Raw genomic sequence first — 21,877 nt, 5'->3', positions numbered from 1 at the left:
CGGCACCCGGGGAGGGCGCATGACGGAGCTGAAGGCACGCCCCATCGTCCTGGGCAACCGGTACGAGCTGCCGGCCAGGCACCGCAAGGGCAGCCTGCTGGTGAAGATGGCGAAGACGACCGATCACAAGCTGATCGGCCAGATGTACCTGTACACCTCGCTGGGCTTCTTCGTCATCGGCGGGGCGCTCGCGCTGCTCATGCGGGCCGAGCTGGCGCGGCCCGGCATGCAGTTCCTGTCGCCGGAGCAGTACAACCAGCTGTTCACCATGCACGGCGCGATCATGCTGCTGCTCTACGCGACGCCCAACGTGTTCGCGTTCGCCAACCTGATCCTGCCGTTGCAGATCGGCTCGCCGGACGTGGCGTTCCCGCGGTTGAACGCCTTTTCCTACTGGCTGTTCCTGTTCGGCGGGACGATGGTGCTGTCCTCGTTCCTCACCCCGGGCGGCGCCGCCGACTTCGGCTGGACCGCCTACGCGCCGCTGTCCGACGCGATGCACTCGCCCGGCATCGGCGGCAACCTGTGGATCATGGGCCTGATCGTGTCCGGTCTGGGCACGATCCTCGGCGCGGTGAACATGCTGACCACGATCGTCACCCTGCGCTGCCCGGGCATGACCATGTGGCGGATGCCGATCTTCACCTGGAACATCCTGTTCACCAGCGTGCTGGTACTCGCGGTGTTCCCGATCCTGACCGCGGCGCTGTTCGGGCTGCTGGCCGACCGGCTGATCGGTGCCCACGCGTTCGACCCCGCGAACGGGGGCGCGATCCTGTGGCAGCACCTGTTCTGGTTCTTCGGCCACCCCGAGGTCTACATCATCGCGCTGCCCTACTTCGGGATCATCACCGAGATCGTCCCGGTGTTCAGCCGGAAACCCCTGTTCGGCTACCGGCTGATGGTGTTCGCGACGATGGGCATCACGGCGTTGTCGTTCGTGGTGTGGGCGCACCACATGTTCGCCACCGGCGCGGTGCTGCTGCCGTTCTTCTCGATCATGACGTTCTTCATCGCGGTCCCGACCGGCATCAAGTTCTTCAACTGGATCGGCACGATGTGGAAGGGGCAGCTCACCTTCGAGACCCCGATGCTGTGGTCGGTCGGGTTCATGGTCACGTTCCTGCTGGGCGGGCTGACGGGGGTCATCCTGGCCTCACCGCCGCTGGACTTCCACATCACCGACAGCTACTTCGTGGTGGCGCACTTCCACTACGTGCTGTTCGGCACGATCGTGTTCGCGACCTTCGCCGGGATCTACTTCTGGTATCCCAAGATGACCGGGCGGATGCTCGACGAGAGACTCGGCAAGCTGCACTTCTGGACGACGTTCGTCGGGTTCCACACCACGTTCCTGGTGCAGCACTGGCTGGGTGACGAGGGCATGCCGCGCCGCTACGCCGACTACCTGGACAGCGACGGGTTCACCGTGCTGAACACGATCTCCACGATCGGCGCGTTCATCCTGGGCGCCTCGATGCTGCCGTTCATCTACAACGTGGTGCGCAGCTACCGGTTCGGGGATCCGGTTGAAGTGGACGATCCGTGGGGCTACGGCAACTCGCTGGAGTGGGCCACGTCGTGCCCGCCGCCGCGGCACAACTTCACCGAGCTGCCGCGGATCCGGTCCGAGCGGCCGGCGTTCGAGCTGCACTACCCGCACCTGGTGGAGAGGCTGCACGACGAAGGGCACATCACCCTCACCGGCAAGACCATCCCGCATTCGGAGGCCACGAAGACGCCGTCGGAGAAGGCCACCGAGCAGATCACCGAGGGCGGCTCGCCGACCGCGCACGATTAGCGCTTCCCGCCCGGGGGTAGCCGGACTACGAGCTACCCCGAGGGAGGCGAGGCATGACTGAGAGCACGGGCCGCGGGTCCACCGCGGTCGACGACCGGTCGATCGGTCAGCTCGTCCAGGACATGTCGCAGCAGGTCCAGCGGCTGGTCCGGGACGAGATGCGGCTGGCCGCCGAGGAGCTGCGGCGCAAGGGCAAGCGGGCCGGCACCGGCGCGGGCCTGGCCGGCGCGGCCGGGGTCCTCGCGGTGTTCGGGGCGGCGACGTTGATCGCCGCGGCCGTGCTGGCGCTGGCCCTGGTGATGCCGGCGTGGGCCGCGGCGCTGATCATCGGTGGCGCGCTGCTGGTGATCGGTGGCCTGGCCGGGCTGATCGGCAAGAAGCAGCTGTCGGGGGCCGTGCCGCCGGTGCCGCAGGAGGCGGTGTCCGGGGTGCCCAAGGACGTGGCCGCGCTGCGGGAGGGTATGCGCCGATGACGACGAAGAAGGACACTTTCCCGCACGACGCCGAACAGGCGCGGCTCGATCTGGAGCTGACGCGCCAGGAGCTGGGCGAGACCGCCGAGGCCCTGGCCGCGAAGGTCAAGGAGACCGCGCACACGACGCAACGGATCGCGCTCGGCGCCGGTGCCGGGTTCGGGATCCTGCTGCTGGTCTTCGTGATCGTGCGAAGGCTTTCCGCCCGGAGGTGACACGAATGGCGACGCGGTCGCATGTGGACGAAGCACTGTGGGACGAGTTCCACCGCGTGGTGAACATGACCTCGCGTGAGCTGGGGGACTGGCTGCGGGTCCGCTCGGCGGGGACGGACAGCGAGGAGCTGCCGGACCAGGCCGGCACGAAGACCGGGCAGCACGTCCTGGAGATCCTCGGCAAGCGCCGGACGGACCTCACCGAGGACGACGAGCGCGTCATGCGCAAGGTGGTGGAGAAGGTGCACGCCGAACGGCGGGACGACCTCGAGCCGACGGCCGGCCAGGAGAACTGGCGCCACCGCCTGATGACGATCGGGCACGACCCGCTGAAAGGGGCCGGCTGATGGAACGCGGCAGTGAGAAGCACAACCCCCGCGAGGACGACGCACTGAAGGCCGAACTGCGTGGCACGTTGCAGGGCAACCGCTCCAGCCGCGCCGAGGAGTGGCGCGACCCGGAGCCCCCCGCGGACGACGACCCGGACGTCCCCTTGGCCGGCGGCCGGCCCGAGGGGCAGTAGTTCTCGGGCGGCTCGTGGTGTCACCCGTGGGGCGGCGCCACGGGCCGTCTCGCGCGCGAGACCCCGGAGTGACCAACGCGGGGAGCGGCGAACACGCCGGACGAACTCGCGCCGCTCAGGTGTAGAGCTTCTTCGCGTACTCCTGGCCGTCGTAGTAGCGCTCCAGCTCCGCCAGCGACGCGTCCTTCCGCTCCAGCGTCTTGGCGATCACCGCGCGCGGCGCCATCTCCCCGGGCGCCCACGTCTCCGCCTGCCACAGCTTCGACCGCAGGAACGCCTTGGAGCAGTGGTGGAACACCTCCTCGATCTCCACCACGATCGCCAGCCGCGGCCGGTGCCCCCGCACCACCATCCGGTCGAAGAACGGCGCGTCCCGCACCAGCCGCGCGCGGCCGTTGATCCGCAGCGTGTCCCCGCGCCCCGGGATGAAGTACAGCAGCCCGACGTGCGGGTTGGCGAGGATGTTGCGGAACCCGTCGGCCCGCCGGTTGCCCGGCCGCTCCGGCACCGCGATCGTGCGGTCGTCCAGGACCAGCGTGAACCCGGCCGGGTCGCCCTTGGGGGACACGTCGCAGCGGCCGTCCGCGCCGGCCGTCGCGATCAGGCAGAACGGCGACAGCGCCAGCCACTGCCGGTCCAGCTCGTGCAGCGCCGCCCGCTGTTTGTGCACCGCCGCCGGCAGCGGGTGCCCGGTCAGCTCGCGCAGCTCGTCCTCGTCGGCCACCTCGGTCACCCCGGTGACTTCCATGCCCGCAGGCTAGCGCTCACCCCGGGAACCGCTCGAGCGCCACGTCCAGCAGCGTCTCCACGATCCGGCTCTCCGGCACCGTCGTCACGACCTCGCCCTGGACGAAGATCTGCCCCTTCCCGTTCCCGGAGGACACCCCGATGTCGGCCTCCCGCGCCTCGCCCGGCCCGTTCACCACGCACCCCATCACCGCGACGCGCAGCGGCACCGGGAACCCCTCGAACGCGGCGGTCACCCGTTCCGCGAGCCGGTAGACGTCCACCTGCGCCCGGCCGCACGAGGGGCACGACACGATCTCCAGCCGCCGCGGCCGCAGCCCCAGCGACTCCAGGATCTGCGTGCCGACCTTGACTTCTTCGACCGGTGGCGCGGACAGCGACACGCGGATCGTGTCGCCGATGCCCTCGTGCAGCAGCACCCCGAACGCGACCGCGGACTTGATCGTGCCCTGGAACGCCGGCCCGGCCTCGGTGACGCCCAGGTGCAGCGGGTAGTCGCAGCGCCGCGCGAGCCGCCGGTAGGCCTCGATCATCACCAGCGGGTCGTGGTGCTTCACCGAGATCTTCAGGTCGGTGAACCCGTGCTCCTCGAAGAGCGAGCACTCCCACAGCGCCGATTCGACCAGCGCCTCCGGGGTCGCCTTGCCGTGCTTGTCCAGCAGCCGCGGGTCCAGGGAGCCGGCGTTGACCCCGATGCGGATCGGGATGTCGCGGTCGGCGGCGGCGCGGGCGATCTCGCCGACCTTGTCGTCGAACTTACGGATGTTGCCCGGGTTGACGCGCACCGCGGCGCACCCGGCGTCGATCGCGGCGAAGACGTACTTCGGCTGGAAGTGGATGTCCGCCACCACCGGGATCGCCGATTTCGCCGCGATCCGGGGCAGCGCCTCGGCGTCGTCGGAGCTGGGCACCGCGACCCGGACGATCTGACAGCCGGCCGCGGTCAGCTCGGCGATCTGGCGCAGGGTGGCGTCGACGTCGGCGGTGACCGTGGTGGTCATCGACTGCACCGACACCGGCGCCCCGCCGCCCACCGGCACGTCGCCGACGTGCACCTGCCGGGATTTCCGGCGCGGCGCGGGCACTTCCGGCACGCCCAGCGCCACCGCGGTCACGACTGCCTCCGCACCGCGGCGGGGAGGGTGAAGTGGATCGACTCGCGGGTGGTCTCCCGTTCGCCCACGGTGAGAGGGCCGAGGCCGCCGAGCGCGGCGACCACCGAGTCGACCAGCCCCGGCGGCGCTGACGCGCCCGCGGTCAGCCCGATCCGTTCCACCCCGGACAGCCACTCCGGCCGGATGTCGCGCGCGTCGTCGATCAGGTGCGCGGGGGTGCCCGTGCGTTCGGCCAGCTCGACCAGGCGCAGCGAGTTCGACGAGTTCCGCGACCCCACCACCAGCACCACGTCGGTGTCCCGGGCGATGGAGCGCAGCGCGTCCTGCCGGTTGGTGGTGGCGTAGCAGATGTCGTCGGAGGCCGGGCCGCGCAGCGCGGGGAAGCGGTTGCGCAGCTCGGTGATCACCTCGGCGGTCTCGTCGACGCTGAGGGTGGTCTGGGTCAGGTAGGTGACGCGGCCGGGGTCGGGCACGCGCACCCGGCGGGCCTCCTCGACCGACTGCACCAGGATGGTGCGCTCGGGCGCCTCGCCGAGGGTGCCCTCGACCTCCTCGTGCCCGGCGTGGCCGATGAGCAGGACGGTGTCGCCCTGCCCGGCGAAGCGGCGTGCTTCGGCGTGGACCTTGGTGACCAGGGGGCAGGTGGCGTCGACGACCTTGAGCCGCCGCCGGTCCGCCTCGGCGCGCACGGCGGGGGAGACGCCGTGCGCGGAGAACACGACGGTCGCTCCCCGCGGCACGGCGTCCAGCTCGTCGACGAAGACCGCGCCCCGCGCGCGGAGGCCGTCGACGACGTGCCGGTTGTGGACGATCTCCTTGCGCACGTAGATCGGCCCGCCGCGCTGGGCGAGCAGGCGTTCGACGATCTCGATGGCCCGTTCGACGCCCGCGCAGAACGACCGCGGCGCGGCGAGCAGCACCGACCGCGGCCGCCCCGCGACGGCGAGCACGGCGGCCATGGCTGCGCTGACGGCGGCCGCGGTCGTGGAGGACGCCTGCCCGGTGGCCGCGACGCCCAGACCGGCCGGCCCGCGGGCGGCGGGAAGCACGGCCCGCAGGGCGACCGCGGCGGCGTGGTCGGTGTCGACGTAGAGGGGCCCACGGGCGGTGGCGACCCCGCGGCGGCGTAGCTCGCCCTCGAGCAGGCCCCCGCCGGGACACCGGATCGACGGACGGTCCGCCCAGAGCAACTCGTCGGCCACGAGAACCTCCCCAGGCCCCGGCCGGCCACGATGATGCGCGGCGAGGATGCTCTGCGCTGCGGTGAAGGACATGGTTTCTCCGTTCGAGGGGTTCTGGGGGTGAGGTGGGGCGGTTTGGGCACCGCCGCTACGCCGCCGCACGGCCGCGGTACCGTCGCGCCGCCACGGCACCGCCGTACGCCCGGGCCGCCACGGCAGCGCCTCCGCCGTCAGCGGTCCCGGTCCGTGAGCAGCGCCGCCAGGGCCTCCAGCTCCGCCGCGCCCCTCGGGTCCGGCACCGCCGCGTGCAGGTGGGTCAGGGCCCGCTCCCGCAGCGCCGCCGCCTCGGTGCGGGTCCACTCGCGGCCGCCGGCCTGGTCGACCAGCCGCGCGGCCCGCACCAGGTCGGCGCCGGCCAGCTCGCCGGGTCTCGCGTACAGCGACGCCAGCTCCCGGCCCGCCTCGGTGCCCGACGTCAGCGCCGCCACCACCGGCAGCGACTTCTTGCGGTTGCGCAGGTCCGAGAACACCGGCTTCCCGGTCGCCGCCGGGTCGCCCCAGATGCCGAGCAGGTCGTCGGCCATCTGGAACGCCAGCCCGGCCGCCTCCCCGAACCGCCGCAGGTGCGCGACCTGCTCGGGCGTACCCCCGCCGAGCAACGCGCCCAGTGCGCACGCGCACCCGAGCAGCGCCCCGGTCTTGCCCTCGGCCATCGTCCGGCACTCGGCCAGCCCGACGTCGGAGCGCTGCTCGAACGCCAGGTCCGCGCTCTGGCCCTCGATCAGGTCCTGCACCGCCGCGCCCAGGATCCGCAACGCCTCCCGCGCCGCCGGGTGCCCGCTCGCGGCCAGCGCCTCCGACGCCGCCGCCAGCAGGCTGTCCCCGGCCAGGATCGCCGCCCCCGTGCCGAACAGCTTCCACACCGTCGGCCGGTGCCGTCGCGTCTCGTCGCCGTCCATGACGTCGTCGTGCAGCAGCGAGAAGTTGTGCACCAGCTCGACCGCCACCGCACAGGGCAGCGCCGGCCCCCACTCGCCGACCGCCCGCGCCGACAACAGCACCAGCGCCGGCCGCACCGCCTTGCCGCTGCCCGCCGAGGCCGGCGCGCCCGTCTCGTCCGCCCACCCGAAGTGGTAGGCCGCCAGCGGGCGCATCGACTCCGGCAGCTGCGCCACCGCCGCGCGCAACGCCGGATCCACGCATCCCCGGCTCCACGCCAGGACCTCGCGCGCGGTCCGCGATCCGGCCACCGTCTCCGTCATCGCCCGACCTCCACGTGCTCCAGCACGCCGAGCGCGTCCGGCACCAGCACCGCCACCGAGAAGTAGGCGGTGACCAGGTAGGACACGATGGCGCGCGCGTCGATCCCCATGAACCGCACGGTCACCCCGGGCTCGGCCTCGTCCGGCAGACCGGTCTGGCGCAGCCCGATCACGCCCTGGCTGTCCAGGCCGGTGCGCATCGCCAGGATCGACGTCGTCCCGGTCGGCGACACCGGGATCTTGTCGCTCGGGAAGATCGGCACCCCGCGCCAGGTGGTGACCACGTGACCGTCCACTTCGGTGCTCTCCGGCGCGAGCCCGCGCGCCGAGCACTGGCGCCCGAACGCCGCGATCGCCTTCGGGTGGGCCAGGAACAGCTTCGTCTTGCGCCGGCGGCACAACAGCTCGTCCAGGTCGTCCGGTGTCGGCGGCCCGGTGCGCGTGTGCAGGCGCTGGCTCAGGTCCGCGTTGTGCAGCAGGCCGAACTCGGGGTTGTTCAGCAGTTCGGACTCCTGCCGTTCGCGCAGCGCCTCCAGCGTCACCCGCAGCTGCTGCCGCGTCTGGTCCATCGGCTGGTTGTAGAGGTCGGCCACGCGGGTGTGCACCCGCAGGATCGTCTGCGCCACCCCGAGTTCGTACTCGCGCGGACGCAGGTCGTAGTCGACGAACGTGGCCGGCAGCACCGGTTCCCCGGTGTGCCCGGAGGCCAGCTCGATGTTCGCCTCCCCGTGCTTGTTCTGCGCCAGCTGGGAACCCCGCCGCAGTTCGTCCACATGGGACCGCAGCTCCGGCGAGGTGTCCAGCAGCGCCAGCACGTCCCGCTGCGGCAGGGCGAGCACGGTCACCGGCGTCTCGGCCCGGACGCTGTAGGCCCACGGCTCCGGCGAGGCGGCGAGCACCTGCTGCCCGAGGTAGTCGCCGTCGGCGAGCACCCCGAGCGTGACCGGGTCGCCGTAGTCGCCGCGGCCGAGCTTGCTCACCTTGCCGTGCGCGACGAGCAGCGCCTCCTCGGTCGGCGCGCCCGCGGTGACGATCATCTCCCCGGCCCGGTACTCGCGCTGCTCGAGCCGGCCGGCCAGCGCGGTGAGCACGAGGTGGTCGTCGAAACCGCGGAACAGCGGCAGTTCGGTGAGGCTGGCCGGCACCACCCGGATCCGGCCCGCCTCCACGGTGAACGCCACCCGGCCCTGCCCGGCGACGCACGTCAGGCGCCGGTTGACCCGGTAGGTGCCGGCCTCGGTCTCCTCCCACGGCAGCAGGCTCAGCAGCCACCGGCTGGTGACGGCCTGGTTCTGCGGGACGGACTTGGTGGTGGTGGCCAGCTTGCGGGCCGCCGCCGTGCCCAGGCTCAGCCGGGTCTCGGTGTGCTGGAAGGTCTGCAGGGTTACGGTCAACGGACCCAACCACCCCTCGTTCGCTCGCGGGTCTCCTGGTCAGCTCTCCCGGCCGATCTCCACCTTCTCCAGCACGGCCAGCGCGTCCGGCACCAGCACCGCCGCCGAGAAGTACGCCGACACCAGGTAGGAGATGATCGCCTTCTCGTTGATGCCCATGAACCGCACCGACAGCCCGGGCTCGACCTCGTCCGGCAGCCCGGTCTGGTGCAGCCCGATCACGCCCTGGTTCTGCTCGCCCACCCGCATCAGCAGGATCGAGCTGGTGCGCGTCTCCGACACCGGGATCTTGTTGGACGGCAGGATCGGCACGCCGCGCCAGGACGGCACGTGGTGGCCGTTGAACTCCACGCCGGCCGGGTAGATGCCGCGGGTGTTGCACTCGCGCCCGAACGCCGCGATCGCCTTGGGGTGGGCCAGGAAGAACGCCGGCTCCTTCCACACCGCGCCGAGCAGCTCGTCCATGTCGTCGGGGGTGGGCGGGCCGGTGCGGGTGTGCAGCCGCTGCTTGACGTCGGCGTTGTGCAGCAGCCCGAACTCCTTGTTGTTCAGCAGTTCGGATTCCTGCCGCTCGCGCAGCGCCTCGATGGTCAGCCGCAGCTGCTGCTCGGTCTGGTTCATCGGCTGGTTGTAGAGGTCGGCGACCCGGCTGTGCACGCGCAGGACGGTCTGGGCGACGCTGAGCTCGTACTCGCGCGGGGACAGCTCGTAGTCGACGAAGGTGCCGGGCAGCTCCGGCTCACCGCTGTGCCCGGAGGACAGTTCGATGCTGGCTTCGCCGTATTCGTTGCCGTCGGCCAGTTTCCGGGCGCGGAACAGCTCGATCTGCTCGCGCAGCGCCTCGGACTGTTCCAGCAGCTCGTCGAAGCCGCGCTGTTCGAGTACCAGCACGGTGCAGGAGGTGACGGCCTTGACCGTGTACTCCCAGATGCTCGAGTCGTCCAGGAGCGAGTCGTCGCCGAAGTGGTCGCCGTTGGCGAGCACGCCGAGGTTGGTGAAGTCGCCGTACTCGCCGGGGCCGACCTTGCTTACCTTGCCGTGGGCGATGAGGAAGGCCTGGTCGGAGGCACTGCCGAACTCGACGATCACGTCGCCGGGCTCGTACTCGCGCTGCTCGAACCGGCTCGCCAGCGCGGCGAGCACCTCCTGGTCGGTGAAGCCGCGCAGGATCGGCAGCTCGCCGAGTTCGGCCGGGATCACCTCGATGTTCCCGGCGGTCGTCACGAAGGTCACGCGGCCGTCGCCGACGGCGTAGGACAGCCGGCGGTTGACCCGGTAGGCGCCACCGGAGGCCTCCACCCACGGCAGCAGGCGCAGCAGCCACCGCGAGGTGATGGCCTGCATCTGCGGGACGGATTTGGTCGTGGTCGCCAGGTTCCGCGCGGCCTGGGTGCTCAGGCTCTGTCGCGGGCTGCCGTTGTCCAGATCGGGCACGGCGGGGTCGGTCACAGTCACGGCAAATACCACCAATCGTCGAAAAGCCGATTCGCGAATTGGGAATGATGATCCGGCGAACTGGCGCCTTTTTTCTCGGCCGGCGGGAGCGACGTTAGCACCGGGTTCGCGGAGCCGTACAGTCACTCGTCCGTGGCGCGCCGTGATGACAATTCCTGGACAACCACACGTTCGGCGGTTCCGGAAAACTCACGGTAGAGCGGGTTGAACGGTGATCACCCGGGCTGCCCAATGTGGCCGGTCCCGACGGTGTGAACCGCTCGTCAGCCCGCTTCCGCCTCTTCGCCGCACTGCTCCGAACGGGCCCAATCTTCCCGTCATCCGGACACCCATGGCCTTGCACGCCAAGGAAATCCGCCTCCGGTCCGGCGTGGAGTGACCACCGGTGACCGGAACTCGCCCGGTCGGCCCAGTGCGCCGCCCGGGCGCGCGTTGGCCCGCCGGCAACAGGGTCGCGATTTCCGGAAAATGCGGCCCGGCTGCTCCGAACAAGTGACCGGGAATAATCCGTCCTATTCCGTCGGGCTGAAAGAACGGAACCGATCTTGCCGCCCGCATCGGGCGGCGCCTAGCGTGGGCGCACGTTCTTTTCCCGTTCGGGAGGCACAACCGATGAATGTCTACGTGGCCGGTTCGCTGTGGGTGGTGGGCGCCGTCGGGCTCGGCGCGCTCATCGCCTACCTGGTGCGCCGTTACGGTCTGGACGAAGGCCGACCGGACAACAACGACGCGGCCGGCCAGGCGTTCACGATCGTCGGCGGCCTGCACGCCGCGGTGATCGCGTTCGTGCTGATCTCGTTGTTCGACGCGGCGAGCACCGTGCGGGACGGGTCGTACTCCGAGGCGCAGAGCCTGGTCGCCGCGTCGTGGGCGGCCGACGCGCTGCCCGAGCCGGCGCGCACCGAGATCCGCGAGCTGGCCGCGGGCTACGCGGACACCGTGGTGAACCGGGAGTGGCCGCGCATGCGCGACGGCGGGCCGCTGCCCGAGGAGGGCTGGGACCAGCTGGACCGGATGCGCGCGGTGGTCGACGGCGCCGAGGTCCCCGGCGACGACGACTGGCTGACCAACCGCAAGACCGAGGTCGCCGACTCACTGCTGGACGTGTTCAAGGAGCGGCAGGCCCGGCTCAACGCCGTGCAGGACAACAACGTCGGCATGGTGGTGTGGTTCGTGCTGATCGGCGGCAGCGTGATCTTCGTGTTGCTGCCCAACCTCTTCGGGGGCACGAAGTCGCTGACGCACATCGTGATCGTGTCCACCCTCGCGGCGGCGACGACCCTGCTGCTGTTCGCGATCTTCCAGATGCAGAACCCGTTCGCGGGCGGGTCGAAGGTCGGGCCGGACGCGTTCAGCCAGGCGATCGAGCGGCTGCGGTGAAGCTGTGGCGGACGGCCCGGGTGCTGGCGGCCGCGGCCGTGCTGGCGGTGTCGTTGCCGGTCACGCCGGCCGCCGCGGCCCCGGCTCCCGCCTGCACGGTCCTGCGGGTCGTCAACACCACGCCGGGCGGACCCTCCACAGTGGAACTGGTGCGGCTGCCCTCCGGCGCGGTGGAGAGCCGGACCGCGCTCGAGGTGCAGGTCAACGCGCTCGGCTACGCGCGGGGCCAGGACAAGGTCTACGGCCTCACGCGCGACGGCACGGCGGTCACCGTGGGCCGGGACGGCGAGCTGACCCCGCTCGGCCCGGTCCGCACGACGGACCGCCGCGGCCTGGACCGCGCCACCGCCGGCGCGGTGTTCGGAAACCGTTGGTACGTCAAGCGGGACGAGGACCTGTACGTGATCGACGTGGACCCGGCCAGCGACGGGTACCTGTCGGCGGTGCGCGGTGTCGAGTTGTGGCCGGAGCCGTTCACCTCCGGGATCGACGACTTCGACTTCGCCGAAGGCCGGCTCTACGCGGTGACCAGCACCTGGCCGTTCACCGGACGGGTCGTCCGGATCGACCCGCTGTCCGGGTTCACGCACCCGGTGCCCGGGCCGGTGCTGCCCGCGGCAACGGCCTACGGCTCGGTCGTGGCGGCGGGGGAGACCCTGTACGTGACGGCGAACCGCAGCGGCGGCCGCAGCCGCACGTTCCGGGTGGACCGGGACGGCCCGGCCGTGCAGGTGTCCTCCGGTGCGCCACTGTCCGGATCGGACGCCGCGGGATGCCTGCGGGCCCCGGCGCCACCACCGCCCCCGCCACCACCTCCGGCGCCGTCGCCGACCCCGGTGCCGCCACCACCGCCACCACCGGTCCCCGCTCCGGCCGCGGCCGTGCCGCCACCCCCGCCATCCCCGGTGCCGCCCCCGCCACCGGTGCCGAGCCCGCCGCCGCGGCCGGTGACGACACCGGAACCGCCGCCTGAGAAGGTCACCCCGCCACCGCCGTCCACCACCGGCCCCCGGCGCCCGGTGACCACGAAGAAGCCGGTGGAGCAGGTGTCCACCCGGGAGCGCACCGAGGAGAAGCGCGGGTGGTCGTTCACCGTGCTGGTGCTGATCCTCGGCGCGGGGATCGCGGTGCGGCGGCTGAGCCGGTGAGCGCTACAACACTCAACGCCGCCACAACGAACTCGGCGGGCACCCACCCGCCGGCCGCCTGCCACCAACCTGACGGCCAAGTACACCTAGGTCCGCACGGCGGCCACCGCCAGCGTGGTGAACGTCTTCGTGAACGCGCCGCCGGACTCGTCGATCGCGGCGCCGACCGCGGTCAGGATCTCCGCCTGGCTCGCGGCCGGGAGGCGGGTCAGGCCGCCGGTGGTGGGCAGCAGGTCCAGCCACTCGTCCCGGGTGTAGGTCCGCTCCCAGTCGAACCGCCAGTGCAGCGGTTCGGCGAACGTCCCCGCCGCGCGGATGCTCTCGGCGAACCGTTCGAAGCCGGCCCGGTGCATCTCGACCGCGTCGCGCACCGGCTGCCCGGCGAACGGCGAGTCGGGCACCACCCGGCGGAAGACCTCGGCGAAGACCTCCGCCACCGCGGGCGGCGGGTCGAAGACGTGCGCGAACACCGCCAGCAGCCCGCCCGGGCGCAGCACCTGCCCCGCCTTGACCGCGCCCGCGTCCGGGTCCACCCAGTGCCACGCCTGCCCCGCGACCACCGCGTCGAACTGGCGGCCGGCCGGGTCCCACGCCTCGAACGTGGCCACCTCGACCTCGACGCCGGTGCGCCGCGCGAACTCCGCCATCCGCGCGTCCGGGTCGACGCCGAGCACCCGGCAGCCGGCCGCCTGGAACTGGCGGGCCTCGATACCGGTGCCGCAGCCCACGTCGAGCACCGCCGGCCCGGGACTGGTGGCGACGACGCGGTCGATCAGCGCGGCGGGATACGACGGCCGGGCGCGGTCGTAGCGCTCGGCGTCGACCCCGAACGACTCGGCCATCTCACGGGCCTGGTGCGAAGTGGGCATGCGCCCACCTTAGTGGGCAAGCGCCCACAACGGCAACGGGGACAATGGTCGCCATGCCAACCGGGGTGCACATCCGCGACGCGCGCCAGCAGCTGTTCGACGCCGCCGAGCGCGTCCTGCTCCGCGACGGGGCGAGCGCGCTCACCAGCCGCGCGGTCACCGCCGAGGCGGGTGTCGCCAAGGGCGTGCTGCACCGGCACTTCGCCGACTTCGACGCCTTCCTCGCCGAACTCGTCCAGGACCGGATCAAGCGCGTCGAGGACCAGAGCGTGACCCTGCGCGCGTCGGCCGGCACCGGCACCGTGACCGGCAACCTCACCGCGGCCCTGACCGAGCTGTTCGACCCGGTCGCCGTCGCGATCGTCGGCCTGGTGATCTTCCGCGACGAGCTGCGCGCCCGGCTCGGGCGCGGCATCCCGGTCCTCGCCGAGGCGACCGCCATGCTCGCCGGCTACCTCACCGAGGAGCGCGCGCAGGGTCGCATCGCCGCCGACGCCGATGTGGACTCACTCGCGCTCGCGCTGATCGGCTCCGGGCACCTGCTCTTCGCCGACCGCGCGGGTCGCCCGGCTCGCGGTGACGTCGGCCGCGTGGTGGAAACCGTCATCGCGGACGTCGTGCAGCGGCGCCTGCTCTGACTCGAGCCAGAGTGATGCAGGTCTTCACGTCACCACTAGGCGGTGGCGCCGGCCGGGTTGTCGTCGTCGCCGAGGTAGGTGCCGTGTCCCTCGCGGACCAGCGGGCCGTCGAAGTGCAGCACCTCGCTGACCAGGCCGCCCTTCTGGTTGCGGTAGTTGATGACCAGGGTGTCCACACCGGAGTAGACGCCGACCACCTCGAACCGCAGATCGGGGATCCGCCGCAGGCCTTCGCTCCAGTACGCGCGCAGGGCGTCCTTGCCGCGGATCACCGCGGAGCCGGTCAGCTGCGCCGCCACCGGCGAGGTGAACACCACGTCCTCGGTGAAGTGCGACAGCAGGGCGTCCAGGTCGTGGGCGTTCCAGGCGGTGACCCAGGCTTCGGTGAACTCGCGCGCATCCATGATCGGACACCCTATCCGGTCCGCCGGGCGCGTTGACTTTATGGATCAATGATTCGAGGATTGCTCCGTGAGCAGGAGTCAGGCCGGGCCGCTGGGGCGCCACCGCACCCTCCACGGCCAGGTCGTCGAGTGGCTGGGGCGGCGCATCGTGTCGGGCGAACTCGGCCACGGTAGCCAGCTGCCCAACGAAGCCGACCTGGCGGCCCAGCTGAACGTGAGCCGCGGCGGGGTGCGTGAGGCGGTCAAGGCGCTGGCCGCCAAGGGGCTGGTCGAACCGCGGCCCCGGCTGGGCACCCGGGTGCTGCCGCGCGAGCAGTGGAACCTGATGGACCGCGAGGTGATCAGCTGGCACGGCCAGCTCTCCGACGCGGCGTTCCTGCGCGACCTGCTCGAGCTGCGGCTCATGGTCGAGCCCGGCGCGGCGCGGCTGGCCGCCGAGCGCGCGACCGAGGAGCAGCTCGCCGTGCTGGAGGACGCCTGCGCCCGGATGGCCGAGGAGGCCGGCCGGGACGACGCGGACGCCGACGCCTTCGTCGAGGCCGACCTCACCTTCCACCTGACCCTGCTGCGCGCGAGCGGCAACCAGCTCGTCGAGCAGCTGGGCCGGCTGCTGGAGGCGAGCCTGCACCACGGACTGGCCGCCAGCTCGCACGCGCCGGGCGGGGTGGCCGCGACGCTGCCCCTGCACCAGGCGGTGCTCGTCGCGGTGCGCGCCCGCCGCCCCACCGCGGCCGCGCGGGCGATGCGGCGGCTGATCGAGACCACCACCGACGCCGTGGGGCGGATGCGGACCGAGGGGGACTGACCCAGTGGTGTCCACTCCTGACCAGGTGACCGGGCCGGTGGCCGCGCACGGCGAAGGGCCGGTGTGGGCGCCGGAGTGGCCGGGCGTGCGGTGGGTCGACATGCTCGCCGGGGACGTGCTGGAACTGGACGGCGGTGAGGTCCGCCGCCACCACGTCGGCGCGGTCGCGGCGGCCCTGCGGCCCGGCGCCGCCGGCGGAGTGGTCCTCGCGCTGGAGCGCGGGTTCGCCCTCGCTGACGCCGCGCTCACCGAGGTGCGTCCGCTGGGGGAGGTGTGGACCGATCCCGGGATCCGGATGAACGACGGCGGCTGCGATCCCGACGGCCGGTTCTACTGCGGTTCGATGGCCTACGCCGAGACCCCGGGCGCCGGCGCCCTGTACCGGCTGGACCCGGACGGCTCGGTCACCACGGTGCTCACCGGCGTCACCATCTCCAACGGCCTGGCCTGGAGCCCGGACGGGGGCACCGCCTACTACGTCGACACCCCCACCGGCCGGATCGACGCCTTCGACTACACCGCCGCGGCCGGGCTCACCCACCGCCGCCCGGTGGTCACGATCCCGGCCGAGGCGGGCTCGCCGGACGGCCTCACCGTCGACGCCGAGGGCAACTTCTGGGTCGCGCTGTGGGGCGGCGGCGCCGTGCACTGCTACACCCCGGACGGCGAGCAGGTGGCCCGCGCGCGGTTCCCGGTCACCCAGGTCACCGCGTGCGCCTTCGGCGGACCGGACTTGGCCGAGCTGTACGTGACGACCTCCCGGCAGGGCGTCGAAGAGGGCACCCAGCCCGAGGCGGGGTCGCTGTTCCGGCTGCGGCCCGGGGTGCGCGGGCTGCCCGCCCACCGCTATTCCGGCTGCTGACATCTCGGTACTGGCGTACGTACTTTCCCGGTGCCCGGGTCCGGCCACGACCGGGCAAGGTCATCGTGTCGTGGTTTGCCTACTGGAGGAGTGACATGCGCGCGGTGAAGGCGGTGGAGCTGGGCCTGACGGCCGGGCTCGTGCTGACCCGGACCGCGCTGCGCGCCGCCACCGGGGGACTGGCCGGCCCCGCGGCCCGCACCGTCCCGGTCACCCACGACCGCGGCGAGCCCCGGACTGTCGTCGCCGACGACGGCGTCCAACTGCACGCCGAGGTCTTCGGTGATCCGCACGCCCCGGTCACCGTCGTGCTGTGCCACGGCTACGCCCTGTCCAGCGCGAGCTGGTGCTTCCAGGTCCGTGAGCTCGCCCGTCACGCCCGGGTGGTGATCTGGGACCAGCGCGGGCACGGGCGCTCCCGGCGCGGCCCGGCCGCCCACGCGACCGTCGACCAGCTCGGCCGCGACCTGCGCGCGGTGCTCGACCAGACCGCGTCCCGCGGTCCGGTGATCCTGGTCGGCCACTCGATGGGCGGCATGACGATCATGGCGCTGGCCGAGCAGGAGCCGGAGCTGTTCGGCACCCGCGTCGCCGCCGCCGCGCTGCTCGCCACCAGCGCCGAGCCGGTGCTCGGCGACCTCGGCCTGCCCCGCCACGGGATGCGCGCGCTGCACTGGGTCACCCCGTGGGCGCTGGCGCTGCTGCGGCGGGCCCGCGTCCTGTCCGGCCCGGTGCGCGAGCTGACCGGCGCGGTCGTGCCCCGGCACGCGTTCGCCTCCGAGGTCCCGCCGCACGTGGCCGAGTTCCTGGTCGAGCAGATCGGGCAGACGCCGCTGGAGGTCCTGGCCGACTTCTTCCCCCAGTTCCGCGTGCACGACAAGACCGCCGCGCTGGCCGCGCTGGACCGCGTCGACTGCCTCGTGCTGGCCGGGTCGGACGACGTGGTCACGCCGCCGTCGAACAGCGAGGCGATCGCGCGGGCGGTCCCCGGCGCCGAACTGGTGGTCCTGCCCGACGCCGGGCACGCCTTCCCGCTGGAGCACCCCGAGCAGGTCAACGCCCACCTGGTGGGCCTGCTGCGGCGGCACGGCCGCCGTCGCATCGCCTGATCAGGGAGGAACCGAGGCATAGAATCGGGTGATGCCCGACGTGTCGCGGGGCGCCGGCAACCTTCCCAGCGAGCTGACCAGTTTCGTGGGACGGCGCCGCGAGCTCGCCGAAACCCGCCGCCTGCTGGCCTCGGCCCGGCTGGTGACGCTGACCGGGGTGGGTGGCGTCGGCAAGACCCGGCTGGCCCTGCGCGCGGCCGCCGACCTGCGGCGGGCGTTCCCGGACGGCGTGTGGTTCGTGCCGCTGGCCGAGCTGCGCGATCCCGCCCTGCTGGCCCACACGATCGCCACCACGCTCGGCCTGACCGACGAGGCGGGCGCCCAGGTGGGCGGGCTCGCCGAGTTCCTGGAGAACCAGCGCGTGCTGCTGGTGCTGGACAACTGCGAGCACGTGCTGGACGCGTGCGCGGTGCTGATCGCCAAGCTGCTCTCGGCCACCTCGTCGGTGCGGGTGCTGGCCACCAGCCGGCAACTGCTGCGCGCCGACGGGGAGCAGGTGCTGGTCGTGCCGCCGCTGCCGGTGCCGTCGGAGGGGGAGCCCGCGGTCGAGGCGGTGACGCTGTTCGCCGAGCGCGCCGCCGCCGTGGTGCCCGGGTTCACCGTGGACGCGTCCAACCGGGACACGGTGATCCGCATCTGCCGCCGCCTGGACGGCATCCCGCTCGCGCTGGAGCTGGCCGCGGTGCGGCTGCGGGTGCTCTCGCTCGAGCAGCTGCTGCAGCGCCTGGACGACCGGTTCCGGCTGCTCACCGACGGCAGCCGCACCGCGCCGGACCGCCAGCAGACGCTGGAAGCGGCGATCGGGTGGAGCTACGACCTGTGCAGCCGCGCCGAGCAGGCGGTGTGGTCGGCGGTGTCGGTGTTCGCCGGCGGCTTCGACCTGGAAGCCGCCGAGGCGGTGTGCGCCGCGGTCGGCATCGGCTCGGACGAGGTGCTCGACCTGATCGCCGGCATGGTGGACAAGTCGATCGTGGTCCGCCGGGACGGCACCTTCGGGCGGGCGGCGTGGTACGGGATGCTGGAGACGGTCCGCGAGTACGGGCACGTCAAGCTCGTGCTGTCCGGCCGCGCGGACGTGGTGCGGGCGCGCCTGGTGGACTACTGCGTCCGGCTGGCCCGGCGCTACCGGAACGAGAGCTTCGGCCCGCGCCAGCTGGACTGGGTCGACCGGATGCGGCGCGAGCAGCCGAACATCCGCGTCGCGCTGGAACACTGCGTCGGCGGCGGCCCGGAGGGCACCTGCCGCGCCGCCGAGATCACCGGGCCGCTGTGGGACTACTGGTTCGCCGGCGGCTACGTGCGCGAGGGCTACCGCTGGCTGCGGGCGTCGCTGGCCCAGGACACCGCGCGCGACACCCCGGCCCACGCCCGCGCGCTCCAGGGCGCGGCGTTCGTGGCGGCTCAGATCGGCGACGAGGAGCCGGCTCGCGCGATGCTCGCCGAGCTGCGCGAGCTGGCCGAGGCCTTGGACGACGACACCCTGCGCGCCGGCTGGGCCCAGTGCGCGGGGATGGGCTCGATGTTCCTCGGCGACCTGGTGCGCGGCCGCGAGCTGCTGGAACAGGCCCTGGACGGGTTCCTGCGCACCGGTGACGAGCCGCAGGCGTGCAACACGCGGATCCTGCTGGCCGCGGCGCTGTTCTTCCTGGACGACCCCGAGGGCCTGACGGTGGCCGAAGCCGCGCTGGCGCAGTGCGAGGAACGGCAGGCCGACTGGTCCAAGGCCTACGCGTTGTGGGCGGTGGCGATCAACACCTGGCGCCGGGGCGACCACCGCCGCGCGTCGGCGCTGCTGCGCGAGGCCATCGCGATGCGCCAGACCGACCGCACCCAGCTGGCGTTCACGCTGACCGCGCTGGCCTGGTGCGCGGGCGCGGCGGGGGAGCACGAACGGGCCGCCGGGCTGCTCGGCGCGTCCCGCGCGATCTGGCGGATCAGCGGCGCCGGGGTCGCCGACACCGGGCCGTACCGGCAGTTCGAAGAGGAGTGCGAGGCGCGGGCCCGGGAGGCGCTCGGCGACGCCGGCTACACCGCGGCGTTCGGCGCGACCAGCGGGTTCGGCGTCGACGAGGCGATCGCGTACGCGCTGGCGGAGAAGCCGGGCGGACCGCGCGCGCCGCGGCGGGGCCGGGAGAGCCTGCCCGGCGGGCTGACCCGCCGCGAGCGCGAGATCGCCGAACTGGTCGCCGAGGGGCTGAGCAACAAGCAGATCGCCGCCCGGCTGGTCATCGCGCAGCGCACCGCCGAGACGCACGTGGAGAACATCCTGACCAAGCTGGGGTTCACCTCGCGCGCCCAGATCGCGGCCTGGCTGACCGAGCAGCGCGCCGGCTCCGGGGACGGTACGTAGCCCGGTCTACGTACCCAGATGCGTAGGACTCCCGGTTCCCCGGCCCCCGATCCGAGGCACTCTGGTATTCGCGACCGGAGCCGAGAACACCGGAAGGGGTGGTCATGAAGGTCGATTCGCCGCCGCAGCCCTGCCCGCGGTGCCACCGCCAGGTGGTGCTCGCCGGATACAGCTGGGGACGGCAGTGGGTGCACCTGGGCACCTGGCGGCCGCAGTGCGGTCCGCCGTCCTGGGCGCTCGCGCAGTCGGCCGGGGCCACCTCGACGGCTTCCTGACCCCCGGTCCCACCACAGTCCAGCCGTCCGGCGCCGCCCTCCCCCTCGCGTGCCGGCCGGTCGAGCGCGGCGGGTCGTGCCCAGCCTGCCCGCAAACTCCGGCACCCCGCCGCGCTCACTCCAACTCCACGCGAAAGCCGCCCCGCACGCCGGGGCGGCTTTTGTCGTGGCCAGAAGTTCACCGGCCGCGGCCGGTGATTTCACAGCAAACTGTCAGATTTCTCGTGGATCCTGGTGTTAGCTGGATCGAGTGAAATCCGAAGGGAAACCGGGGTGCTGCGCAGACGGGGAGTGACCACCGCCCCCGCGCGGGGTCAACGCTGGCGCCCCGTGGCGTACACCGCGGTGGGACTGGCGTCGCTGCTCGTGCTCGGCGGCACCGGCTACGCCTGGACCCAGCTGTCCCGGCTGGACACCGGACTCGCCACCGCGGACGTGATCGCGCCGTCCGCCCAGGTGCCCAGCGGCCGGGCCAGCCTGTCGGTGGACCAGAACATCCTGCTGGTCGGCCTCGACTCGCGCACCGACGTGCAGGGCAACCCGCTGCCGCAGAACGTGCTCGACCAGTTGCACGCCGGGGACGCCGAGGACGGCGGCGACACCACCGACACGATGATCGTGGTGCACATCCAGGCCGGCGGCGGGTCCGCGACGGCCATCTCGATCCCGCGCGACTCCTACGTCCAGATCGCCGGCGGCCACGGCAAGCACAAGATCAACTCGGCGTACACCTACGGCAAGCAGGCGGCGCTGGACACGCTGCGCGAGCAGGGCCTGACCGGGGCCGCGCTGGAGCGCGCGGCGTCGGCGGCGGGCGCGCGGACGGCGATAGAGACGGTCGAGGACTTCACCGGCCTGACGATCAACCACTACGCGGCGGTGAACCTGGCCGGGTTCTTCGCGCTCAGCAACGCCGTCGGCGGGGTGCCGGTGTGCCTGAAGGAGCCGGTGCACGACAGCTACTCGGGCGCGAACTTCCCGGCGGGGGAGCAGACCCTGTCCGGGGCGCAGGCGCTGGCGTTCGTGCGGCAGCGGCACGGCCTGCCGGACGGCGACCTGGGCCGGATCGCGCGCCAGCAGGCGTTCTTGTCCGGGATGGCCCAGGTGGTGCTCGGCGCCGGGACGCTCGCCAACCCGGTCAGGCTGTCCGCGCTCATCGACGCGGTGCAGCAGTCGGTGGTGATCGACCAGGGCTGGGACGTGCTGACCTTCGCCGAGCAGATGCACAGCCTGAGCGCGGGGGCGATCACGTTCGCCACGATCCCGGTGCAGAGCCTGAGCCTGGCGACCCCCTACGACGGCGACGCGGTCAAGGTCGACCCGGTGCAGGTGCGCGACTTCATCGACGCCCTGCTCGGCCGCTCGGCGCCGTCCACCAGCACCTCGTCGACACCGACGAGCGCGGCGAAGCAGGCCGCGGAGACGGCGGGCGCCCCCACCAGGAACCCGTCGGCCACCGTGTCGCAGACGCCCAGCACGGACCTGTCTGGCTGCGTGAACTGACGCGATGGCCGCCCCGCACATCCACGTCGAACGGGGCGTCGCGCACGCCGGCCCCCGCGCAGCGCGGCCTGGTCGCCTCGGCGCGCGTGCCCCGCGCGATGACCTCCACCCGCCCGGAAAGTGTCCCCTGCCTGCCCTGCCGCGAGCACGCCCACCGCGAACACCGGCGCCTCGCCGAGCAGATCGAGCACCTCGGCGACGCGGCCGGCGCGCCGATGTCCGGCCAGGCCGCGCACCGGCTCCGGGACCTGGCGCGGCGGTATTCCGGCTAGTCCGGTCGAACTGGCCCACCAGGGGGAGAAAATTCCCAACCCTACTTCCGGCGGGTGTGAAGTGTCCGGACGGGCAGCAGACTGCGCGTGTCCCCT

23 protein-coding genes are annotated in these 21,877 nt (G+C 72.7%); 15 read left to right on the top strand and 8 right to left on the bottom strand.

What is annotated here, in order from left to right; all coding sequences use genetic code 11:
* Positions 1 to 19: 19 nt before the first annotated feature.
* The 5 genes from ctaD to IE290_RS08970 are packed head-to-tail and all read left to right on the top strand — an operon-like array spanning position 20 to position 3,012.
* Positions 20 to 1,801: an aa3-type cytochrome oxidase subunit I gene (gene ctaD / locus IE290_RS08990; RefSeq protein WP_191244095.1), complete on the top strand. Its 1,782-nt coding sequence runs from the start codon at positions 20 to 22 to the stop codon at positions 1,799 to 1,801.
* A 53-nt stretch (positions 1,802 to 1,854) separates the two neighbouring features.
* Positions 1,855 to 2,274 (top strand): phage holin family protein, encoded by a 420-nt coding sequence (locus tag IE290_RS08985; protein WP_191244094.1) that lies wholly within the window; start codon positions 1,855 to 1,857, stop codon positions 2,272 to 2,274.
* Positions 2,271 to 2,489, top strand: coding sequence for a DUF3618 domain-containing protein (locus IE290_RS08980; protein ID WP_191244093.1), 219 nt, complete (start codon positions 2,271 to 2,273; stop codon positions 2,487 to 2,489). Before IE290_RS08985 ends, IE290_RS08980 begins: the two co-directional genes overlap by 4 nt.
* A gap of 5 nt (positions 2,490 to 2,494) precedes the next feature.
* A complete protein-coding gene (locus IE290_RS08975) occupies positions 2,495 to 2,836 on the top strand; it encodes a DUF3140 domain-containing protein (RefSeq protein WP_191244092.1) in 342 nt (113 codons plus the stop codon).
* Positions 2,836 to 3,012: a hypothetical protein gene (locus IE290_RS08970; protein WP_191244091.1), complete on the top strand. Its 177-nt coding sequence runs from the start codon at positions 2,836 to 2,838 to the stop codon at positions 3,010 to 3,012. The genes IE290_RS08975 and IE290_RS08970 overlap by 1 nt, the downstream gene beginning before the upstream one ends.
* 115 nt (positions 3,013 to 3,127) lie before the next feature.
* On the opposite strand, the gene IE290_RS08965 is transcribed toward IE290_RS08970, so the two are convergent.
* From IE290_RS08965 to IE290_RS08940, 6 genes are all read right to left on the bottom strand, one after another.
* Positions 3,128 to 3,760 (bottom strand): pyridoxamine 5'-phosphate oxidase family protein, encoded by a 633-nt coding sequence (locus tag IE290_RS08965; RefSeq protein ID WP_191244090.1) that lies wholly within the window; start codon positions 3,758 to 3,760, stop codon positions 3,128 to 3,130.
* A gap of 16 nt (positions 3,761 to 3,776) precedes the next feature.
* Complete coding sequence (gene ispG / locus IE290_RS08960; RefSeq protein ID WP_191244089.1) at positions 3,777 to 4,874, bottom strand: flavodoxin-dependent (E)-4-hydroxy-3-methylbut-2-enyl-diphosphate synthase; 1,098 nt, start codon at positions 4,872 to 4,874, stop codon at positions 3,777 to 3,779.
* Complete coding sequence (locus IE290_RS08955; RefSeq protein WP_191244088.1) at positions 4,871 to 6,148, bottom strand: 4-hydroxy-3-methylbut-2-enyl diphosphate reductase; 1,278 nt, start codon at positions 6,146 to 6,148, stop codon at positions 4,871 to 4,873. The genes ispG and IE290_RS08955 overlap by 4 nt, the downstream gene beginning before the upstream one ends.
* A gap of 137 nt (positions 6,149 to 6,285) precedes the next feature.
* A complete protein-coding gene (locus IE290_RS08950) occupies positions 6,286 to 7,317 on the bottom strand; it encodes a family 2 encapsulin nanocompartment cargo protein polyprenyl transferase (RefSeq protein WP_191244087.1) in 1,032 nt (343 codons plus the stop codon).
* Complete coding sequence (locus IE290_RS08945; RefSeq protein ID WP_373300422.1) at positions 7,314 to 8,711, bottom strand: family 2B encapsulin nanocompartment shell protein; 1,398 nt, start codon at positions 8,709 to 8,711, stop codon at positions 7,314 to 7,316. Before IE290_RS08945 ends, IE290_RS08950 begins: the two co-directional genes overlap by 4 nt.
* Positions 8,712 to 8,750: 39 nt before the next feature.
* The gene (locus IE290_RS08940) at positions 8,751 to 10,166 is read right to left on the bottom strand and encodes a family 2B encapsulin nanocompartment shell protein (protein WP_229874348.1); all 1,416 of its coding nucleotides are present in this window, start codon (positions 10,164 to 10,166) and stop codon (positions 8,751 to 8,753) included.
* Positions 10,167 to 10,778: 612 nt separating this feature from the next.
* Here IE290_RS08940 and IE290_RS08935 point away from each other — a divergent pair.
* Together IE290_RS08935 and IE290_RS08930 are read left to right on the top strand one after the other, a co-directional pair.
* Positions 10,779 to 11,546 carry a bestrophin-like domain gene (locus IE290_RS08935; protein ID WP_191244085.1) on the top strand — a complete coding sequence of 256 codons (768 nt, stop codon included), beginning with the start codon at positions 10,779 to 10,781 and terminating at the stop codon, positions 11,544 to 11,546.
* Positions 11,543 to 12,694, top strand: a complete 1,152-nt coding sequence (locus IE290_RS08930; RefSeq protein ID WP_191244084.1) for a DUF6923 family protein — start codon at positions 11,543 to 11,545, stop codon at positions 12,692 to 12,694. Before IE290_RS08935 ends, IE290_RS08930 begins: the two co-directional genes overlap by 4 nt.
* Before the next feature lie 86 nt (positions 12,695 to 12,780).
* Here the strand turns inward: IE290_RS08930 and IE290_RS08925 are convergent, their stop codons facing one another.
* Complete coding sequence (locus IE290_RS08925) at positions 12,781 to 13,536, bottom strand: class I SAM-dependent methyltransferase (protein ID WP_229874486.1); 756 nt, start codon at positions 13,534 to 13,536, stop codon at positions 12,781 to 12,783.
* Positions 13,537 to 13,616: 80 nt separating this feature from the next.
* Between IE290_RS08925 and IE290_RS08920 the strand changes: the two genes are divergently transcribed.
* Positions 13,617 to 14,201 (top strand): TetR/AcrR family transcriptional regulator, encoded by a 585-nt coding sequence (locus tag IE290_RS08920; protein ID WP_191244082.1) that lies wholly within the window; start codon positions 13,617 to 13,619, stop codon positions 14,199 to 14,201.
* A gap of 35 nt (positions 14,202 to 14,236) precedes the next feature.
* Here the strand turns inward: IE290_RS08920 and IE290_RS08915 are convergent, their stop codons facing one another.
* Positions 14,237 to 14,605: a nuclear transport factor 2 family protein gene (locus IE290_RS08915; RefSeq protein ID WP_191244081.1), complete on the bottom strand. Its 369-nt coding sequence runs from the start codon at positions 14,603 to 14,605 to the stop codon at positions 14,237 to 14,239.
* Positions 14,606 to 14,672: 67 nt separating this feature from the next.
* On the opposite strand from IE290_RS08915, the gene IE290_RS08910 reads away from it, so the two are divergent.
* The 7 genes from IE290_RS08910 (at position 14,673) to IE290_RS37760 (ending at position 21,781) form a co-directional block, all read left to right on the top strand.
* Entirely contained in the window at positions 14,673 to 15,410 is a 738-nt protein-coding gene (locus IE290_RS08910; protein WP_191244080.1) for a FadR/GntR family transcriptional regulator, read from the top strand.
* A 7-nt stretch (positions 15,411 to 15,417) separates the two neighbouring features.
* Positions 15,418 to 16,272: an SMP-30/gluconolactonase/LRE family protein gene (locus IE290_RS08905; protein ID WP_191244079.1), complete on the top strand. Its 855-nt coding sequence runs from the start codon at positions 15,418 to 15,420 to the stop codon at positions 16,270 to 16,272.
* A gap of 95 nt (positions 16,273 to 16,367) precedes the next feature.
* Positions 16,368 to 17,381 carry an alpha/beta fold hydrolase gene (locus IE290_RS08900; protein ID WP_191244078.1) on the top strand — a complete coding sequence of 338 codons (1,014 nt, stop codon included), beginning with the start codon at positions 16,368 to 16,370 and terminating at the stop codon, positions 17,379 to 17,381.
* 31 nt (positions 17,382 to 17,412) lie between these two features.
* Positions 17,413 to 19,731: an ATP-binding protein gene (locus tag IE290_RS08895; RefSeq protein ID WP_191244077.1), complete on the top strand. Its 2,319-nt coding sequence runs from the start codon at positions 17,413 to 17,415 to the stop codon at positions 19,729 to 19,731.
* A 104-nt stretch (positions 19,732 to 19,835) separates the two neighbouring features.
* Complete coding sequence (locus tag IE290_RS08890) at positions 19,836 to 20,006, top strand: hypothetical protein (RefSeq protein WP_191244076.1); 171 nt, start codon at positions 19,836 to 19,838, stop codon at positions 20,004 to 20,006.
* A gap of 291 nt (positions 20,007 to 20,297) precedes the next feature.
* Positions 20,298 to 21,509 (top strand): LCP family protein, encoded by a 1,212-nt coding sequence (locus IE290_RS08885; protein WP_191244075.1) that lies wholly within the window; start codon positions 20,298 to 20,300, stop codon positions 21,507 to 21,509.
* 98 nt (positions 21,510 to 21,607) lie between these two features.
* Entirely contained in the window at positions 21,608 to 21,781 is a 174-nt protein-coding gene (locus IE290_RS37760; protein ID WP_229874347.1) for a hypothetical protein, read from the top strand.
* Positions 21,782 to 21,877: the final 96 nt, after the last annotated feature.

Origin of the sequence: Amycolatopsis deserti, from assembly GCF_014653945.1 — a bacterium.
GTDB lineage: Bacteria > Actinomycetota > Actinomycetes > Mycobacteriales > Pseudonocardiaceae > Amycolatopsis_E > Amycolatopsis_E deserti.
The sequence above is the reverse complement of the archived record's forward strand: the minus strand, read 5'-3'. Positions and strand labels throughout refer to the sequence as shown.

What these genes read in the sequence shown, in the direction of transcription:
- IE290_RS08890 (WP_191244076.1), top strand. Translation starts at nt 19,836, where the DNA reads ATGAAGGTCGATTCGCCGCCGCAGCCCTGCCCGCGGTGCCACCGCCAG.
- IE290_RS08970 (WP_191244091.1), top strand. Translation starts at nt 2,836, where the DNA reads ATGGAACGCGGCAGTGAGAAGCACAACCCCCGCGAGGACGACGCACTG.
- IE290_RS08975 (WP_191244092.1), top strand. Translation starts at nt 2,495, where the DNA reads ATGGCGACGCGGTCGCATGTGGACGAAGCACTGTGGGACGAGTTCCAC.
- ctaD (WP_191244095.1), top strand. Translation starts at nt 20, where the DNA reads ATGACGGAGCTGAAGGCACGCCCCATCGTCCTGGGCAACCGGTACGAG.
- IE290_RS08915 (WP_191244081.1), bottom strand. Translation starts at nt 14,605, where the DNA reads ATGGATGCGCGCGAGTTCACCGAAGCCTGGGTCACCGCCTGGAACGCC.
- IE290_RS08985 (WP_191244094.1), top strand. Translation starts at nt 1,855, where the DNA reads ATGACTGAGAGCACGGGCCGCGGGTCCACCGCGGTCGACGACCGGTCG.
- IE290_RS08920 (WP_191244082.1), top strand. Translation starts at nt 13,617, where the DNA reads ATGCCAACCGGGGTGCACATCCGCGACGCGCGCCAGCAGCTGTTCGAC.
- IE290_RS08935 (WP_191244085.1), top strand. Translation starts at nt 10,779, where the DNA reads ATGAATGTCTACGTGGCCGGTTCGCTGTGGGTGGTGGGCGCCGTCGGG.
- IE290_RS37760 (WP_229874347.1), top strand. Translation starts at nt 21,608, where the DNA reads ATGACCTCCACCCGCCCGGAAAGTGTCCCCTGCCTGCCCTGCCGCGAG.
- IE290_RS08925 (WP_229874486.1), bottom strand. Translation starts at nt 13,536, where the DNA reads ATGGCCGAGTCGTTCGGGGTCGACGCCGAGCGCTACGACCGCGCCCGG.
- IE290_RS08900 (WP_191244078.1), top strand. Translation starts at nt 16,368, where the DNA reads ATGCGCGCGGTGAAGGCGGTGGAGCTGGGCCTGACGGCCGGGCTCGTG.
- IE290_RS08965 (WP_191244090.1), bottom strand. Translation starts at nt 3,760, where the DNA reads ATGGAAGTCACCGGGGTGACCGAGGTGGCCGACGAGGACGAGCTGCGC.
- IE290_RS08895 (WP_191244077.1), top strand. Translation starts at nt 17,413, where the DNA reads ATGCCCGACGTGTCGCGGGGCGCCGGCAACCTTCCCAGCGAGCTGACC.
- IE290_RS08950 (WP_191244087.1), bottom strand. Translation starts at nt 7,317, where the DNA reads ATGACGGAGACGGTGGCCGGATCGCGGACCGCGCGCGAGGTCCTGGCG.
- IE290_RS08955 (WP_191244088.1), bottom strand. Translation starts at nt 6,148, where the DNA reads ATGTCCTTCACCGCAGCGCAGAGCATCCTCGCCGCGCATCATCGTGGC.
- IE290_RS08980 (WP_191244093.1), top strand. Translation starts at nt 2,271, where the DNA reads ATGACGACGAAGAAGGACACTTTCCCGCACGACGCCGAACAGGCGCGG.